Below are 16,866 nucleotides of genomic sequence, written 5' to 3' on the forward strand. Positions count from 1 at the left end.
CTGGTTTCAATGTCTGCGCGGGCTCAGTCCCAGCAGTGTACCAGAACCGTCATTCCGGTCGCGCGCCGGTTCAGCTCGTTAGGGGAAATCCGGGTGGTTTCCTCGCTCGACTGCCCGGAAACACCGGCTTTCGTCAGGATTTCTGTCAACCGCTCGACCGTCGCCGCAAGGCTGACAGACGCGGGCAGGGTGCGCCCCTCTGACGGTGTCGGCAGCAACATGCCAACCACGTTGCCGCTGTCGTTGAAGACCGGTCCGCCCGCATCGCCGGGCTGTGCGTTCAGGGCCAGCCGTTTGATACCTGTCTCGCCGTTCAGGCCACGGATATCCGCGATTTGACCGTAGGTCAGCGTCGGTGCGCCCAAAGCGCCCTGATAGGAAAAGCCGGATACGGCCACTTCGGACTGAATGCGCGGCTGGGTGGTGCTGAAAGCAGCAACACTCATGGGTGCAAGGGCTTTTGCAGGGCGCAGGACCGAAACACCAAGCTCCGGGTCGGTCAGCGCCAGTTGAACCTCCTGATCCCCCTCCAGGGTGATCCGGGTGCAGCTTTCGGCGGCTTCGGATACCGTCAGAACCGTACCGTCCGCGCCAACGAAAAAGCCCGACCGCGACAACCGGGGCTTGCGGATCTGAAGACCCGAGACCAGATCGATGCGCTGTTCCGCATCCGCACCGGCGGCGGCATCCAGAACCGCGTCCGTTGTGCTCAGGCTGGTCGCCATCGCAGCCAGAACACGCAGGCGGCGCGCCTCGTCCCCTTCGGGCCAGACGAGTGTAAAGCCCTTGATCTTTCCATCGGCCAGCCGCGCCTGCGTGAATGACACGATCCCATTGCCGTGCCCTTCAAGGGTAAACTGGTCGCGACCCAGCTCACGCGGGCCGTTCAGCGGAACAATTTCAAGCGACTGCATCACTTGGTAAAGGGCGCGCAGCGTGTTCTTGTCACCCTCCTGACTGATCAAAAGGGCCTGGGTGTTCAGATCCGAGGCGCTTTTGAAATGTACGAACGGAGCTTCATAGCGGTCAAAGCTGACTGTACCCAACGGCATGTCCAGCGCAATTCCGGCCGCGTCATCTGAATACCGGTCCATCCCGGCCGAGATTAGCGGCGCGTTGTATTCATCCATCAGGGCCTTGCGCTGCACCGTGGTTAGAACGCCCGTCGCTTCATACCCGTTGAACCGCTGCCAATCGCCCATCGACCGGCGGGTTCCCTGACCGAAAGCACCATCAATGGTCGAATTATAGAAACCCGCCGCCTGAAGGGCCGTTTGCAGGTCTTTCCGTTCCTGCGCGGTCAAAAGGCGCTCGGATTGCAGCGCTTGTGCGCGGGTTTCATCCGAAACCTGCGGGGTCGTAACCGCCACGGATTCTTCCGCCTGTGCTGCCGGTTCCGTCGGCGCGCTTACGACGTCGCGGTTTACCGCGTTTTCGCCGACAGGCCAGAACTGTTGCCCCAACGCGCTTGAAAACGCGACAAAGCTGTCACGCGGGATCTGCCCCTCGGCCCGGTATACACGCAATACCTGCTCGGCATCCCCGCGTGCATAAGGGCCGATCACGATGGCATACCAGCCACTGTTCAGCCGAAACCCGTTCACGTCGGGCAGGGTGCTGGCATAGGCTTGCGCCCGGTCCTGCGCTTCGCGCAGCGACGGCTGCGCCTCGACCTGAACCCAGACGCCGGGGTCTTGTTGAGCGGTCGCGGCGCGCAGGCCGACCAGAAGAAACAAAAGAATTGCTGAAAATACGCGTGTCATAGTCTGCCCGTGTTATGCGGTGTTTGTACTGAGGGGCAGAATACGCGATTTCATTTGCCAAATACCATGCTGTGAATGCGGGGAATTTGTGGTGTGGCCGCGCAGATACAGCCGCAGCCCAAAGCCCCGTTGACGCCCCTCGGCCCCTTGCATAGGAAGGGCCAAACCGACCGGAACCGGGCGCAGGGGCGCCCAGAGGGAATGTCATGACCGAACCGACCAGCGCACCGCGTTCATTTCAGGAAATCATCCTCAGGCTTCAGTCCTACTGGGCCTCGAAAGGCTGCGCGATTCTGCAACCCTATGACATGGAGGTCGGGGCAGGAACGTTCCATCCCGCAACCACCTTGCGGGCGCTGGGGTCCAAGGCATGGGCCGCAGCCTATGTTCAGCCGTCGCGCCGCCCCACGGACGGGCGCTATGGCGAAAACCCCAACCGGCTCCAGCATTACTACCAGTATCAGGTGCTGATCAAACCCAGCCCGCCGGATTTGCAGGATCTGTATCTGGGCAGCCTTCAGGCTATCGGCATCGACATGGATCTGCACGACATCCGCTTTGTCGAAGACGACTGGGAAAGCCCGACACTCGGCGCGTGGGGGCTTGGCTGGGAGGTTTGGTGTGACGGAATGGAAGTCAGCCAGTTCACCTACTTCCAGCAGGTCGGCGGCCATGACTGCGCGCCTGTCTCGGGCGAGCTGACTTATGGTCTCGAGCGTCTGGCCATGTATGTGCTGGGCATCGACCACGTGATGGACATGCCGTTCAACGATCCGCAATCGCCCAGCCCGCTGAAATACGGCGATATCTTCAAACAGACGGAAGAGGAATACGCCCGCTGGAACTTTGACGTGGCCAATACCGAGGTTCTGTTGCGCCATTTCGAAGAGGCCGAGGCTGAATGCGCCACTATCCTGGCGCAGGCGCATGACGATCCGAAAACTGGCAAGCGCATCATCATGGCGCACCCGGCTTATGACCAATGCATCAAGGCGTCACACATCTTCAACCTGCTGGATGCGCGGGGCGTGATCTCGGTCACCGAACGACAGGCCTATATCGGACGCGTGCGGGCGCTGGCCAAGCAATGCGCGGATGCCTTTGTGCAGACCGAGGCCGCCGGGTTCAGCGCCGGATGAGGCGATCAGGCCAGCCCCGGCAACAGGGCTTTCAGGCCGTCCGCGATCATGCTGACGGCGATAGCCGCCAGAATCATCCCCATAAAGCGGCTCATGATCACGCGCGCGGTGTCGGACAGGCGTTGGGCCAGCCAGGCCGCGTTCCAGAACGTGATCAGAAGCAGGCCAACAACGGCAAGGAATACGCCTGCATAAACAAGGGCTTCTATGGGCTTCTTGATCTGGTGTGCATACAGGATCAGCGTGGTGATGGTGCCGGGGCCGACCAGAATGGGAAAGGCCAGCGGATAAAAGGCGACGGTGTCGGGTTCGGGGTAAGCGTCCTTCTCCCCCTTCGTCCCGTGATGAGAGGTGCTTTCGTGCCCGTTCAGCATGTTCAGACCGATCATCATGACAACCAGACCACCGGCGACGCGCAGATGATTGACGCTGATGCCAAAAAGGCCAAGCGCCTGACTGCCGACCAGGGCAAAGGCACCGCCAAGGATCAGGCAGTAGATCACGGTTTTGACCGCTATCTTGCGCTGTTCGGCGGCGGACAGGTCCTGAGTGACGCTCAGAAACACCGGCAGGTTGGTGACCGGGTTCATGATCGCAAACAATGCGCCGAAAAATCCGACGGCAAGGGTGGATTCCATCGTGTTGACCTCGTTTCTGCCTGTTCCCCGATGAAACCTGTCCTATTTTACAAGAACTTGAAAGAGGCGGCCTGAAAGATGACGGGAAAACTGCTGGCAATTCTTCTGCTGCTGTCGGCCATCGTGGCAGGCCTCGGCATGTATTATCTACAGGTCTACGGCTATTATTATGAGGTCGAACCGCAACCGGGGCAGGACGTTGCCCTGATGACGGATGCAGGCGGTGTGCCGGAACCCATCGCCTATTCCGGGTTTCAGGCAATCGACGCCGACAGTTCGCCTATCCGGTATCGCGCCTGTTTCGAGACCGAATTGTCGCCGGACCAGATGGCTGGATACGTGCCTGTCGAAAACTCCGAACCCCTGACCGCACCGGGATGGTTTGAATGCTACGATGCGGTGTCTTTGGCGGAAGCGCTTGAATCCGGGCAGGCGCGGGCGTTCATGGGGGTGAAGAACATCCATTTCGGTGTCGACCGGATTGTGGCGATCACCGCGGATGGCAAGGGCTATGTCTGGCATGCGTTGAACAATTGCGGTGAAAAAGCCTATGACGGTACCGTCGTGGGCGAGGAATGTCCGCCGCGCCCGGAAAACTGAAGGAGCAGACCGTGGGCCATGTCATAGAAATCCCCGATTTCCTGACGGCCACTCTGGGGTTTGCGGTCTATCTGATCGGGGCCGAGATCAACGCACGTGTGACAACCCTGCGCAATTTCAACATCCCCGAACCCGTAACAGGGGGCCTGCTGGCCTCGCTGGTGGTTCTGACGCTCTATCTGGTCTTCGGGATCGAACTGTCCTTTGGCTTGACAGCCCGCGATTTCCTGCTGGTCCTGTTTTTTGCCGGGATCGGCCTGAACGCCCGTCTGTCTGACCTCATTGCGGGCGGTAAGCCGTTAATCTTGCTTTTGATTCTCACTCTGGCGACGATTATCTTTCAGAATGTGATTGGCGCGGCTGGGGCGGTGATCTTCGGCTATCCCACACAGGCCGGTGTGTTGTTCGGATCGGCCGCTCTGATCGGTGGGCACGGTACGGCAATCGCATGGGCGCCGGACGTGGCGCAGGCAACGGGGCTTGACGGCGCGACCGAACTGGGTGTGGCCGTCGCAACCCTTGGATTGGTGCTTGCCGCGCTGGTTGGCGGCCCGATTGCGCGCCTGCTGGTGGAACGGCGCGGCCTGACGCCTGACCGCCCCGACGAAGAACACAGCATCGGATTGCCGGATGAGCATGACGGGCACACCGCAAACATCGATCATCTGACCGTCATGCGCGTCTTGCTGCACCTGAACCTGGCGATCATCTCGGGATATGCGCTGAATGAATCAATTGCCGCCGCCGGGCTGAAACTGCCGCTGTTCGTGCCCTGCCTGATCATGGGCATCGTGATCGCCAATCTGCGGGACGCGCTGTTTCCCGATGCTCCGAAAGTGTCGCGCACACCGTCGCTGGCGCTGATTTCGGAATTTGCGCTGGGCGCGTTTCTGGCAATGTCGCTGATGAGCCTGCAACTCTGGACCATCGCGCAGCTGGGCATGGCCATTGCCGTGATCATGACGGCGCAGACGGTGTTCGCGGTGCTGTTCGTCCTCTGGGTGCTGTTCCCGGTCATGGGGTCCAACTATCGCGCCGCAGTACTGGCCGCCGGGTTTGGCGGCTTTGCGTTGGGGGCCACACCCACCGCTATCGCAAATATGACAGCCGTGACCAAGCGATATGGCCCATCGCCTATTGCCTTTATCGTGCTGCCCCTTGTATCCGCCTTCTTTGTGGATATCGCCAATGCCATCGTCATTCAGACGATCGTCAATTTCTAAGGACCGACAATGCCCGACCTGCTGATCGAACTGTTCTCCGAAGAGATCCCCGCACGGATGCAAGCCCGTGCCGGCGAGGATCTTAAAAAGCGGATTACCGATGGTCTGGTCGAGGCCGGTCTGACCTATGCAAACGCCGCCGCCCTGACCACGCCCCGCCGCCTGACGCTGGCGGTCGAGGGGCTGCTGGCGAAAAGCCCCACCATCCGGGAAGAACGCAAGGGCCCAAAGGTCGGCGCGCCCGACAAGGCAATCGAAGGGTTCCTGCGCGGCGCGGGCCTGACCCGTGATCAGCTGGAAGAACGCGAAACGCCCAAGGGGGCCATCTATTTCGCCACCATCGAAAAGGCCGGTCGCCCCGCGGCTGAGATCATTGCTGAAGTGCTCGAAACCACCATCCGCAATTTCCCTTGGCCTAAGTCCATGCGCTGGGGCAGTGGCAGCTTGCGCTGGGTGCGCCCGCTGCATTCGATCCTGTGCATTCTGACGGATGAGGCCGGGGCGCAGGTCGTGCCAATGGATGTCGATGGCATTTCGTCCGGCGACACCACAGCAGGCCACCGCTTTATGGCGCCCAACCGGTTTTCGGTCACGTCTTTCGACGATTACGCGGCCAAGCTGAAGCGGGCTTTTGTCGTCCTGTCCCCCGAGGAACGCGCCCGGCACATCTGGAACGACGCCCAGAACATGGCCTTTGCCGCCGGTCTTGAACTGGTCGAAGATCAGGGCCTGCTGGCCGAGGTCGCCGGGCTGGTCGAATGGCCGGTTGTCCTGATGGGGCGGATCGACGACGAATTCCTCGACCTGCCGCCCGAGGTGCTGCAAACCTCGATGAAAGAACACCAAAAGTTCTTCTCGGTCCGCAATCCCAAAACGGGCCGGATTGAACGGTTCGTCACTGTTGCGAACCGCGAAACCGCTGACAATGGCGCGACCATTCTGGCGGGCAATCAGAAAGTGCTCTCAGCCCGTCTTGCCGATGCCAAGTTCTTTTGGGAAAATGACCTGCGCATCGCCAAATCGGACATTGCACAATGGACCCGCGCGCTGGAAAACGTCACCTTCCACAACAAACTGGGAACGCAGGCCGACCGGATCGGGCGCATCGCCGCGTTGGCCCGCGAACTGGCGTCAGTGACCGGTGCCGATGCGGATCAGGCTGAAAAAGCCGCGCGCCTGGCCAAGGCCGACCTCAGCTCGGAAATGGTCTACGAATTCCCCGAGCTTCAGGGCCTTATGGGGCGGTATTACATCGAAGCGGCAGGTGAAGATGCCGCCGTGGCTGCTGTCGCGCAAGAGCACTACTCGCCTTTGGGGCCATCAGACGACGTGCCCACGGCTCCGCTGTCGGTAACCGTTGCATTGGCCGACAAGCTGGACACGCTGGCGGGGTTCTGGGCGATTGATGAAAAGCCTACCGGCTCAAAAGACCCGTTTGCCCTGCGCCGTGCTGCGTTGGGGGTTATTCGGTTGGTGCTCGACAATGACCTGCGCCTGCATCTGGATCGGTTTTTCGACGGACAGCTGCTGCGTGCTGAAAGCGCTGCAAACGAGGCGCTGGCGGCGGAAAACGTTGACGAACTTTTGGATGAAATCGCAGATCACGGCGTGTTTGGCGCAGCCTTCCAGACTGTCAAGGAAAGGCTGGGCGAAGTGTCGGGTGCCGATTTCCTGAGCCTTGAAAAGAAGATCCCCGACGCATCCGACGATCTCCTTTCCTTCTTCCACGACCGCCTCAAGGTCTTCCTCCGCGACGAGGGCATCCGTCACGACGTCATTGACGCCTGTATCGCGATGGAGGGCAATGACGACCTCAATCTGCTGGTCAAACGTGCCCGCGCGCTGAACGCGGTGATCGCGACTGAAGATGGCGAAAACCTCGTGCAGGGTTTCAAGCGCGCAAACAACATCCTGACCCAGGCCGAGGAAAAGGATGGGGTGGAATATTCCTACGGTGCGGATGTGAAATTCGCCGAAACCGACAGCGAAAAGGCATTGTTTGCGGCCTTGAACGCAGCACAGGCAAAAATCGAACCCGCGCTGAAATCCGAAGATTTCCCCACGGCCATGGCCGCCATGGCGGGGCTGCGCGGGCCGGTGGATGCGTTCTTTGAGGATGTGCAGGTCAACACCGACAATGACATTGTTCGTCGCAATCGGCTGAACCTGCTCAGCCAGATCCGGCAGATCTGCTCCAGTGTGGCCGATCTGACCCGGATCGAAGGGTAAACGACCGGGCGCGCTGGCAAGCGCGCCCACAACGCACTTGCGTGAAGGGCGCAAGCGCTTATGCTGCACGCAAACCAAAAGGTGCCGCAGTGCAGAATAATCCGAATACGACGCTCATTACATCCGACGCGCCTGTCACCGCCCATAGGCATGGCGGGCGGGCCAAATGTCTGCAACGTCTGGTCCGGCTGGACCTGCCGGTGCCCCGAACCGTTGCGTTGTCATTTGATGCCGTTCACCAGATCGCAGAAGGGACAACCCCGGATATTGCGGCGATCCTCGAACAGTTCGATCCGACCTCGTTGCTATGCGTCCGGCCCAGTTCCGAAGATCCCGATTGGGGCGGTCCCGGCGCGGTTCTCAATATCGGAATGAACGATGCCCGTTATGTCGACCTGTCAGACACCATGGGGGCCGAGGCCGCCGCAGCCCTGTATCTGAGGTTCGTTCAAAGCTATGCGATCCACGTGGCGCGGCTGGATGCGGATGTGTTTGATGACATTGACGCCGACGGCCGCGAAGGGCTGCGCCATTCGCTGCGCGCCTACGAGGACGAAACCGACGAGGTCTTTCCGCAGGACAGGGGCGAACAGCTGATCGGTGTTCTGCGCTCGATGGCACGTGCATGGGACGGGACGTCCGCGCGCTTGCTGCGGCAGGCCAAGGGGGCACCCGCTGATGCCGGGCTTGGGTTGGTCATCCAAGAGATGATCCCCGGCGTCGGCAAAGGGGAATGCGGATCGGGTGTTCTGCAACTGGTTGATTCCACAACTGGAATGCCGCAGATCACCGGTCGCTACCTCAGCCAGAGCCAGGGGCGCGATGCGTTGGGCAAAGATGTGGCCGCCCTGTTTCTGGAAAAAGACCCGCGCGGCCCCTCGCTGGAAGAGGTCGCGCCCAAAGCTTTTGCCGATGTCAAAGCGCATGCCGCCCTGATGCGCCAGAAACTGCGCGAAGAGATGCAGGTCGAATTCGTCATTCAGGATGGCACTGTGCATATTCTGGATGGCGTCCGGGTGCAGCGATCGGCCCGCGCGGCCATGCGCATTGCCGTACGTCTTGCCGAAGACGGTATCATACCGCCGCAAGAGGCGGTGATGCGTGTCGACCCGCACGCGCTGAACGAACTACTGCACCGTCAGGTCCACCCCGATGCGCGCCGCGATGTGCTGACCACGGCCATTGGTGCCAGCCCCGGTGCCTCGACCGGCAAGATCGTGTTCACCTCGGCCGAAGCACAGGCCAGTGCCGCCCGTGGCGAGGCGTGTGTTCTGGTGCGCCGGGAAACCTCGCCCGAGGATGTGCGCGGGATGCACGCCGCTGTTGCGGTTCTGACGGAAAAGGGCGGCATGACCAGCCACGCGGCCGTGATCGGGCGCGGATTGGGTCTGCCCTGTATCGTCGGGGCCTCGGAAATGCGGTTTCAGACGAAAGACAAGATGCTAACCGCACCGGATGGGCGGGTATTTAAAACCGGCGATATTGTCACCATTGATGGCAGCTCGGGTCAGGTGCTGGCCGGTCAGCCCGCCATGCTCGAGGCCGCGTTGGATGACTGCTTCCAGACGCTGATGGGCTGGGCCGATGCCGAGCGTGACATCGACATCCGCGCCAATGCCGACACACCGGCTGATGCGCAGACGGCCCGGAACTTTCAGGCTCAGGGGATCGGTCTGTGCCGGACCGAACATATGTTCTTTGATCCCGGCCGTCTGATCGTGATGCGCGAAATGATCTTTGCGCAAACCTCGGCGGGCAGGGCGGCAGTGCTGGAACGCCTGCTTCCGATGCAGCGCGAGGATTTTGTTCAGCTGTTCAGGATCATGGAAGGCCAGCCTGTCTGCATCCGCCTGTTCGATCCACCCTTGCATGAATTCCTGCCGACAACGCGCACCGGGCAACGGGAACTAGCTGAGGCGCTGGACCTGCCCGTGTCCGACGTCGAACGCCGGGTTGAGGCGATGACCGAATACAACCCCATGCTGGGACTGCGCGGCGTTCGTCTGGGTGTCACTGTGCCCGAGATCTACGACATGCAGGCGCGCGCGATCTTCGAAGCCACACTTGAGGCCCGAAAAAACGGTGCCCCGGTGGTGCCCGAAGTGATGATCCCGCTGGTATCCGCCAAGCGCGAGGTTGAACTGGTCAAATCCCGCATCGACTCGGTCGCCGCCGCGGTTGAATCGGAACGCGGGCAGAAATTTGAATATCGGCTGGGCGTCATGGTCGAAACACCACGCGCCTGTCTGCGCGCGGAAGAGATCGCGCCGCAGACCGCGTTCATGAGTTTTGGTACAAATGACCTGACCCAGATGACCTACGGTCTGTCCCGCGACGATGCCGGTCGTTTCATGTCCGCTTACGTGCGGCAGGGGGTCTTTACCGAAGATCCGTTCCACGTCCTTGATCCGGACGGGGTGGGCGAGCTGCTGAAACTCGGGGCGGAACGCGGACGGGCCGCGAAGCCGGATGTGACCCTTTCGGTCTGTGGCGAACACGGTGGAAACCCCGAATCAATCGCCATCTGTCGCGATCTTGGATTCGACTATGTGTCATGCTCACCGTTCCGGGTTCCGGTCGCTCGGCTGGCTGCCGCTCAACTGGCGATTTCCTCCAGACTTGGGGGTTGACACTGCGCGGAACCCCTAGGAATAGTGGGTTATCCGGTCACTCGTAGGCGAAAAATATTTTCGCTACGGGCGATTTTCCACTTGCTTTTTTCAAGATACTGGACCTTTGCCTCAGTCTGGGGTATCAGCCTCGTCGCGCCCGCCGGGGGAGGGTATGGCGCGTGATGTGCCTGTGCGAGGTTATCTGATGCTACGTTACATATTGGCTGTTGCCGCAGTGGCGGCAACCGTGCTGCCGAGTGCGTCCTTCGCCGAGAAGGAAGCGACTGATACTGCAAAACAAGAACTTGTCGCCCGCAGTGAACTGCCGGCGCAAAGTTTTCGGGACTATTTCAAGCTGTTCCAGCCCCGCAAGGCGGCTGAACCTGTCGAAGTGTCCTTCTCCAAAGACTGGCTTGACCAGCAACCAAAGGCCTCTGGTGGTGAAAACTGGAAATGCCTGTCCGAAGCCCTGTACTTCGAGGCGCGCGGCGAAAGCGTGCGCGGCCAGTTCGCGGTTGCCGAAGTGATCCTGAACCGGGTCAAAAGCAGCCGTTTCCCGGATTCCCTGTGCGGGGTGATCCATCAGGGGACCGGCAAGAAATACCAGTGCCAGTTCACATACACCTGCGATGGCCGCAAAGAGGTCATCCACGAGAAAACGGCGTATGAGCGTGTGGCAAAAGTCGCGCGGGCAGCCATTGATGGCGTGGCGGATGAGTTGACCGAAGGGGCGACGCACTATCACACGACGTCGGTTCGCCCATCCTGGTCGCGGGTCTATAAACAGACGGCGAAAATCGGCGTGCACGTTTTTTACCGCCACAACTACCGGACAGCGAGCAACTGATTGACGCACCCGCGCTGGAAGCTTGCTGGCGCGGGGCAGGTTGCATCCTATATTGCGGGCCAGGAGGCCCGTAATGATTTTGAACCGCAGACACCTTTTGCAAACGGCTGCAGCAGCATTGCTGATGCCGCGTGTGGCCAGCGCGGGTTTTGCACCGCTTAATGCGCGTGTAACCAAACACCCGATCGCGCCTGCAAGTTATCCTGAAACGGAAGTCTGGACATATGACGGGTCTGTCCCCGGCGTTGAACTGCGCGTCAGGCAGGGCGACCGCATCCAGCGCACCCTGATGAACCAGCTTCCGCAAGCAACTTCGGTCCATTGGCACGGCATTCGCATTGAAAACGCCATGGACGGCGTGCCCGGCCTGACACAGGACGCGGTCGAGACGGACGCAAGCTTTGATTACTCCTTCGTCGTTCCCGACGCAGGGACCTATTGGTATCATGCGCATAACCAGTCGATGGAACAGGTTGCGCGCGGGCTTTACGGGCCGCTGATCGTCGAAGAAACCGCGGCCTCCGATGTGGATCAGGATCTGGTGCTGATGCTGGACGACTGGAGGCTTGATCCTGAAACCGCCCAGATCACGGATGATTTCGACAATGGCCATGATCTCAGCCACGCTGGCCGACTGGGGAATATCATCACTGTTAACGGATCCCTTGACCCGCGCGTTCAGGCGCGACGGAACGACCGTCTCCGGCTACGCCTGATCAACGCCTCCAACGCGCGGATTTTTGACCTGAATCTCGATGGGTTGTCAGGGTGGATCGTCGCCCTTGACGGTATGCCACTGGAAACGCCGATCCCATTGTCGGGGGCTTTCCCAATCGCCCCTGCACAACGCATCGATCTTGTTGTGGATGTCGTGGCTGCGGGTGATACGGCAAGTCTGGTGAGTGTTGAACGCGACGGTGCCTTTGGCATCGTTCGGTTCGATGTCGACGAACTTCTCGCACCCGCGCCACGACAAGGCGTGGCAGCGCTGCCGCCCAACCCTTTGCCAGTCATCGAGGATGTCTCATCCGCACCATTGCACCGGATGTCCCTGCAAGGCGGGGCGATGCGCTGGCTGGACAACGCCCGGATCGGGGACACTGAATTGTCAGGCCAGGAACTGGCGCAGTTGGGCCGGTTCTGGGCCCTGAACGGTTATGCGGAACGCCCGTCCGATCCGTTTCTGGACGCCCGGACCGGCGGCCTTCACAGGATCGAGTTCGTCAATGAAACAGTCTTTCCACATGCCATGCATTTGCACGGCCACCACTTCCGACTGATCCAGCCGGACGGATCGCTTGGCCCGTGGCGCGACACTGTTTTGGTTGATCGCGGACAAACCCGCCAGATCGCGCTGGTCGCGGATAATCCGGGGGACTGGCTGTTGCATTGCCATATGCTGGGCCATGCCGCTTCGGGTATGATGAGCTGGTTTCGCGTCACATGACGCCGCATTCGGCGGTTGGAATGGCGTTTGTTTGAATGTTATAGGCCCTTGCAACGCCTATAGTGGGCAAGCCCTGCAACAAGCCGAAAAGGCCGGACCCATGAGTTCTGAAATCCGACTGGCATTTGCGCACCCGTCCGAACGGTCCGAGGCGACCTCGCCCCGAGAGCCGCTGGACCGCATTTCCCTGCGCGACCATATTGTCGAGGTTGAAATCGGTGCGTTTCAGGCCGAGCGGGGAACAACCCAGCGGATCTGTTTCAATATCGTCGTCGAAGTCCGGCCTCTTACTGACCCCATTGACGACGATGTGGATCGCATCCTGTCTTATGACCGGGTGACGGAATCCATTGCCTATGAGCTCGCGGCCGAGCGTCTGAACCTGCTTGAAACCCTGGCCGAACGTGTGGCCGAACGTATCTTGCATGAACCTCAGGCTGTAAGGGTCTTTGTTCGCATCGAAAAACTGGATCGTGGTCCGGGCGCTCTTGGGGTTGAGATCGTACGCGGGAAAGACTCGGTTCATCACGACGTGACCGAGGAAGACCGCCCGCATCCCCGTCTGGTCTACCTATCGAATGACGCCATCGCCTCGGACAATCTGACCGGGTGGATCGACCAGTTGCAGAACCGCCAGCGCCCGCTGATCCTGTGTGTGGGGGCGTCAGACCTGGCTGCGCCGCAAACCGGCCACGCAATGACACAGCGCCGGATTGACCTGCTTGCGATCGAGCAAAACGCGTGGGTTCTGGCCGCACGCGATCACCGCTGCAAGGTGGTTTCAACTCGGACGGAACTGGACTGGGCCATGAAGAACGGCCAGATCTGCGTCTGGGCCCCGTCCAAGATCGTTCTGGACGCGGTGGATGGCCCTTCTGCCGCGCCCTCCGACGCCGTGGCTCTGGCCGCATGGTTTGCCGCGACCTTTGAAGCCAGTGAGATGATGGTCATCGGCGGCGAATTGCCGAAAGCGCCCAAAACCCCCCTGCGGGCTGTGGCCGTGGATCAGGCCCAATTGTGAGCATCTATTTCAGACCGCTGGTTCAGCACGGCCAGACCCGGCCCGCTGGCGCGTATTCTCTGGCCGGTCAGCCCCTGTGGTTTACCCATGTCGAAACGCTTGGGCGCGATACTACACCGCAGATCATGTCGGCATCGGATATTCCCGGTGGGGCGCTGGCGCGTTTGACCGGCCCGCGCGCACCCATCGCCGGGCTGGATATGCAGGTGCCGCATGTCATGGGCATTCTCAACACCACGCCTGACAGTTTCTCGGACGGGGGCGTTCACAGCTCGGTCGAGGCCGCCCGCGATGCCGCTGCAAGGATGGTGGCGCATGGGGCCACCATTCTGGATATCGGCGGGGAATCAACGCGCCCGGGCGCGGATTTCATTCCGGCAGATCAGGAAATTACCCGCACCCGCCCGGTGATCGAGGCGATTCGCGCTCAAACGGATGCCCTAATTTCAATCGACACCCGCAAAGCCAGCGTCGCCAAAGCGGCGTATGCGGCGGGCGCGGGGCTGGTCAACGACGTCTCGGGGTTCACCTTCGATCCCGAACTGGCGCCGTTTTGCGCCGCCAAGGGCACACCAGTTTGCGTCATGCATATGCAGAGCGATCCGGCCACGATGCAGGAAAACCCCAGCTACGACAACGTGTTGCTGGATGTTTACGACTTCCTCGAATCCCAGATCGCTCTGCTGGAAAGCCTGGGGCTTCGGCGCGACCTGATCATGGTCGATCCGGGCATCGGTTTCGGCAAGACCGAGGATCATAACCTGACCTTGCTGCGCAATCTCAGCCTGTTTCACGGGCTTGGCTGCCCGATCCTGCTGGGTGTGTCCCGCAAGGGCTTTATCGGAACGATTGGACAGGAGCCTGACAAGACTGCCCGCGCGCCGGGTTCAATTGCCGTGGCTTTGGCCGGATTGTCTCAGGGCGTGCAGATCATTCGCGTTCACGACGTCGCCGAGACCGCTCAGGCCTTGCGCCTATGGGCTGCTGTCCGGTAATCCGGTCTCACGGAAAATCACGGAGTGACACCAATGCGCAAGCTGTTCGGAACCGACGGGGTGCGGGGCACGGCCAACACGCATCCGATGACGGCGGAAATGGCGTTGCGCATCGGGGCTGCGGTGGGGCGCTATTTCCGGCGTGACGCGACCGGTGTGCACCGGGTCGTCATCGGCAAGGACACGCGCCTGTCCGGCTATATGCTGGAAAACGCGCTGACCGCCGGTTTGACGTCGACGGGAATGAATGTGCTGTTGCTGGGGCCGGTCCCCACGCCTGCGGTGGGTCTGATGACCCGGTCGATGCGGGCCGATCTGGGTGTCATGATCTCGGCCAGCCACAACCCGGCAGAGGACAACGGCATCAAGTTCTTTGGCCCAGACGGCTATAAACTGTCCGATCAGGCCGAGATCGACATCGAAAAGCTGATCGACGAAGGTGTCCGGCCTGCTCAGGCCCAGAATATCGGACGGGCGCGTCGTGTTGATGACGCCCGGTTCAGATATGGCGAGCGTGTGAAATCCTCGCTGCCGCGCGATGTGCGTCTGGATGGCCTGAAGGTGGTGATCGACTGTGCCAATGGCGCCGCCCACCGCACCGCGCCCGAGGTTCTTTGGGAACTGGGCGCAGACGTGATCCCGATCGGGATTTCGCCCAACGGGAAGAACATCAACCTCAACTGCGGATCGACCAAGCCGCAGCTGGCCGCCGAAACCGTCGTGGCGCATGGCGCTGACGTTGGTGTCTGTCTGGACGGCGACGCGGATCGGGTCGTTATCGTCGACGAAACCGGTCAGGTCGCCGATGGCGATCAGCTTATGGCGTTGCTGGCGACGGCCTGGAAAAAATCCGGGCAGTTGAAAGGCAATGCCCTTGTGGCCACCGTGATGTCCAATCTCGGGCTCGAACGGCACCTGTCGTCACACGGTATGCGGCTGGAACGCACAGCTGTCGGCGACCGCTATGTGGTCGAACGTATGCGCGAAGGTGGCTTCAACCTGGGCGGTGAACAATCCGGTCATATCGTGATGAGCGATTATGCCACCACCGGCGATGGCCTGATGGCCGGTCTGCATTTCCTGGCCGAGATGGTTCTGTCCGGTCGCAAAGCCTCGGACTTGTCCAAGCAATTCGAAACCGTGCCGCAGCTGCTGAAGAACGTCCGCTATGCCAACGGCCAAACTCCGCTTGAAGTTCAAAGCGTTAAAGCCGCCATTGCCGATGCCGAGGCGCGGCTGAACGGGCATGGCCGGTTGCTGATCCGCAAATCCGGTACCGAACCGCTGATCCGTGTTATGGCCGAATGCGAGGATGACGCGCTGCTGGTGCAGGTCGTCGACAGTATCGTGGCCGAGGTCGAAGCCGCCGCAGGCTAGCGCCCGAACAGAACCTTGCGCAGGCTGAACCATTGGCTGATGGCCATGCCTGTCAGGATCAGGGCCAGGGCGACGTAGAACCGCAGGGGCAGGGCCTCGGACAGGATCCAGGCCCCGAACACCATCGACCAGATCGGCACCTGATAATTCACCAGTGTCAGGAACACCGACCCGGCGCTGCGGGTGATCGAAACCCGCAGCAAATTGGCGAATGCTGTGGGGATCAGGCCAAGCACGATCAGGGCCAGCGATGGGCGGTTGCCCTGCCATGTGGGGATGCCTTCGACCAGCAGCATGATGGGCACCAGCAGAACAGCGCCGACCAGCAGGGTCAGCGCGGCCAGCGCCAGCGGCTCGACCGGCGGGCAACGCCGCGTCAGGATCGATGTCGAGGCATAGCAGAGGGCGGCCGAGATACAGGCCAGCTGCGCCAGCGGCTCGGTTCCTTGACCCAGCTTTGCTAGACCGGGTCCGATCAGGACCAATGCGCCGGAAAACCCAAGGCACACGCCCAGAAACCGACGCAGGTTCAGCGGCTCATCTGAAAAGAAATGCGCCAGCGGCAACACCATCAGCGGAATTGCAGCCATGGACAACCCTGCAAAAGCCGAGGGTACATATTGCTGCCCCCAGCTGAGCAGCATGAAAGGCACCGCAGTCGACAGCACGCCAATCAGCAGGATTGATGTAGTCAGCGCGGGTGTCAAAACCGGCATGCGGCGCCCGGTGATCCGCATCAGGACAAGCAACGTCACCGCCCCCAATGTGGTGCGCGATGTCGCCACGGTAATCGGGCCATAGCCTTCCAAAGCCATCGCGACGACCATGAATGTGCCGCCCCAAATAAGCCCCAGCGTGAAAACGCCGCTCCAGTCCTGCTTCGTGGGTTGTTCAACCATTCCATCCCCTTATCCCGCGTGCGCGCCGGTGTCACGGGCTGATCTTGACTTAACGTTAGTTTGTACTTACCGTAAG

Annotated in this window: 13 protein-coding genes; 10 read left to right on the top strand and 3 right to left on the bottom strand. The window is 60.9% G+C overall.

The genetic code is table 11. The features are described from left to right. Positions 1-23: 23 nt before the first annotated feature. Positions 24-1,763, bottom strand: coding sequence for a serine protease (locus ACR0EK_RS09825; protein ID WP_480967778.1), 1,740 nt, complete (start codon positions 1,761-1,763; stop codon positions 24-26). A gap of 206 nt (positions 1,764-1,969) precedes the next feature. Between ACR0EK_RS09825 and ACR0EK_RS09830 the strand changes: the two genes are divergently transcribed. Continuing rightward, a complete protein-coding gene (locus ACR0EK_RS09830) occupies positions 1,970-2,902 on the top strand; it encodes a glycine--tRNA ligase subunit alpha (RefSeq protein ID WP_480967779.1) in 933 nt (310 codons plus the stop codon). Between the two features lie 5 nt (positions 2,903-2,907). On the opposite strand, the gene ACR0EK_RS09835 is transcribed toward ACR0EK_RS09830, so the two are convergent. Next, positions 2,908-3,540 carry a MarC family protein gene (locus ACR0EK_RS09835; protein ID WP_480481435.1) on the bottom strand — a complete coding sequence of 211 codons (633 nt, stop codon included), beginning with the start codon at positions 3,538-3,540 and terminating at the stop codon, positions 2,908-2,910. Positions 3,541-3,618: 78 nt separating this feature from the next. On the opposite strand from ACR0EK_RS09835, the gene ACR0EK_RS09840 reads away from it, so the two are divergent. From ACR0EK_RS09840 to glmM, 9 genes are all read left to right on the top strand, one after another. Next, positions 3,619-4,140, top strand: coding sequence for a DUF6446 family protein (locus ACR0EK_RS09840; RefSeq protein WP_480481433.1), 522 nt, complete (start codon positions 3,619-3,621; stop codon positions 4,138-4,140). After that, on the top strand, positions 4,116-5,363 hold the full coding sequence (gene gltS / locus ACR0EK_RS09845; protein ID WP_480899628.1) for a sodium/glutamate symporter: 1,248 nt from the start codon (positions 4,116-4,118) through the stop codon (positions 5,361-5,363). The genes ACR0EK_RS09840 and gltS overlap by 25 nt, the downstream gene beginning before the upstream one ends. Positions 5,364-5,372: 9 nt before the next feature. Then, a complete protein-coding gene (gene glyS / locus ACR0EK_RS09850; RefSeq protein WP_480899630.1) occupies positions 5,373-7,592 on the top strand; it encodes a glycine--tRNA ligase subunit beta in 2,220 nt (739 codons plus the stop codon). Between the two features lie 89 nt (positions 7,593-7,681). Next, the gene (locus ACR0EK_RS09855; RefSeq protein WP_480899659.1) at positions 7,682-10,222 is read left to right on the top strand and encodes a putative PEP-binding protein; all 2,541 of its coding nucleotides are present in this window, start codon (positions 7,682-7,684) and stop codon (positions 10,220-10,222) included. A gap of 187 nt (positions 10,223-10,409) precedes the next feature. After that, positions 10,410-11,051: a cell wall hydrolase gene (locus ACR0EK_RS09860; protein ID WP_480485995.1), complete on the top strand. Its 642-nt coding sequence runs from the start codon at positions 10,410-10,412 to the stop codon at positions 11,049-11,051. A 73-nt stretch (positions 11,052-11,124) separates the two neighbouring features. Beyond that, positions 11,125-12,498 (top strand): multicopper oxidase family protein, encoded by a 1,374-nt coding sequence (locus ACR0EK_RS09865; protein ID WP_480899632.1) that lies wholly within the window; start codon positions 11,125-11,127, stop codon positions 12,496-12,498. A gap of 100 nt (positions 12,499-12,598) precedes the next feature. Beyond that, on the top strand, positions 12,599-13,519 hold the full coding sequence (locus ACR0EK_RS09870; protein WP_480870275.1) for a dihydroneopterin aldolase: 921 nt from the start codon (positions 12,599-12,601) through the stop codon (positions 13,517-13,519). Further along, a complete protein-coding gene (gene folP, locus ACR0EK_RS09875; protein WP_480967780.1) occupies positions 13,516-14,514 on the top strand; it encodes a dihydropteroate synthase in 999 nt (332 codons plus the stop codon). The genes ACR0EK_RS09870 and folP overlap by 4 nt, the downstream gene beginning before the upstream one ends. Positions 14,515-14,547: 33 nt before the next feature. Continuing rightward, a complete protein-coding gene (glmM, locus tag ACR0EK_RS09880) occupies positions 14,548-15,891 on the top strand; it encodes a phosphoglucosamine mutase (RefSeq protein WP_480899634.1) in 1,344 nt (447 codons plus the stop codon). Here glmM and ACR0EK_RS09885 read toward each other — a convergent pair. Further along, complete coding sequence (locus tag ACR0EK_RS09885) at positions 15,888-16,790, bottom strand: DMT family transporter (protein WP_480967781.1); 903 nt, start codon at positions 16,788-16,790, stop codon at positions 15,888-15,890. The two genes, glmM and ACR0EK_RS09885, sit on opposite strands and share 4 nt — an antisense overlap. Between the last annotated feature and the right edge of the window lie 76 nt (positions 16,791-16,866).

It is taken from the genome of Ruegeria sp. AE4 (genome assembly GCF_056542185.1).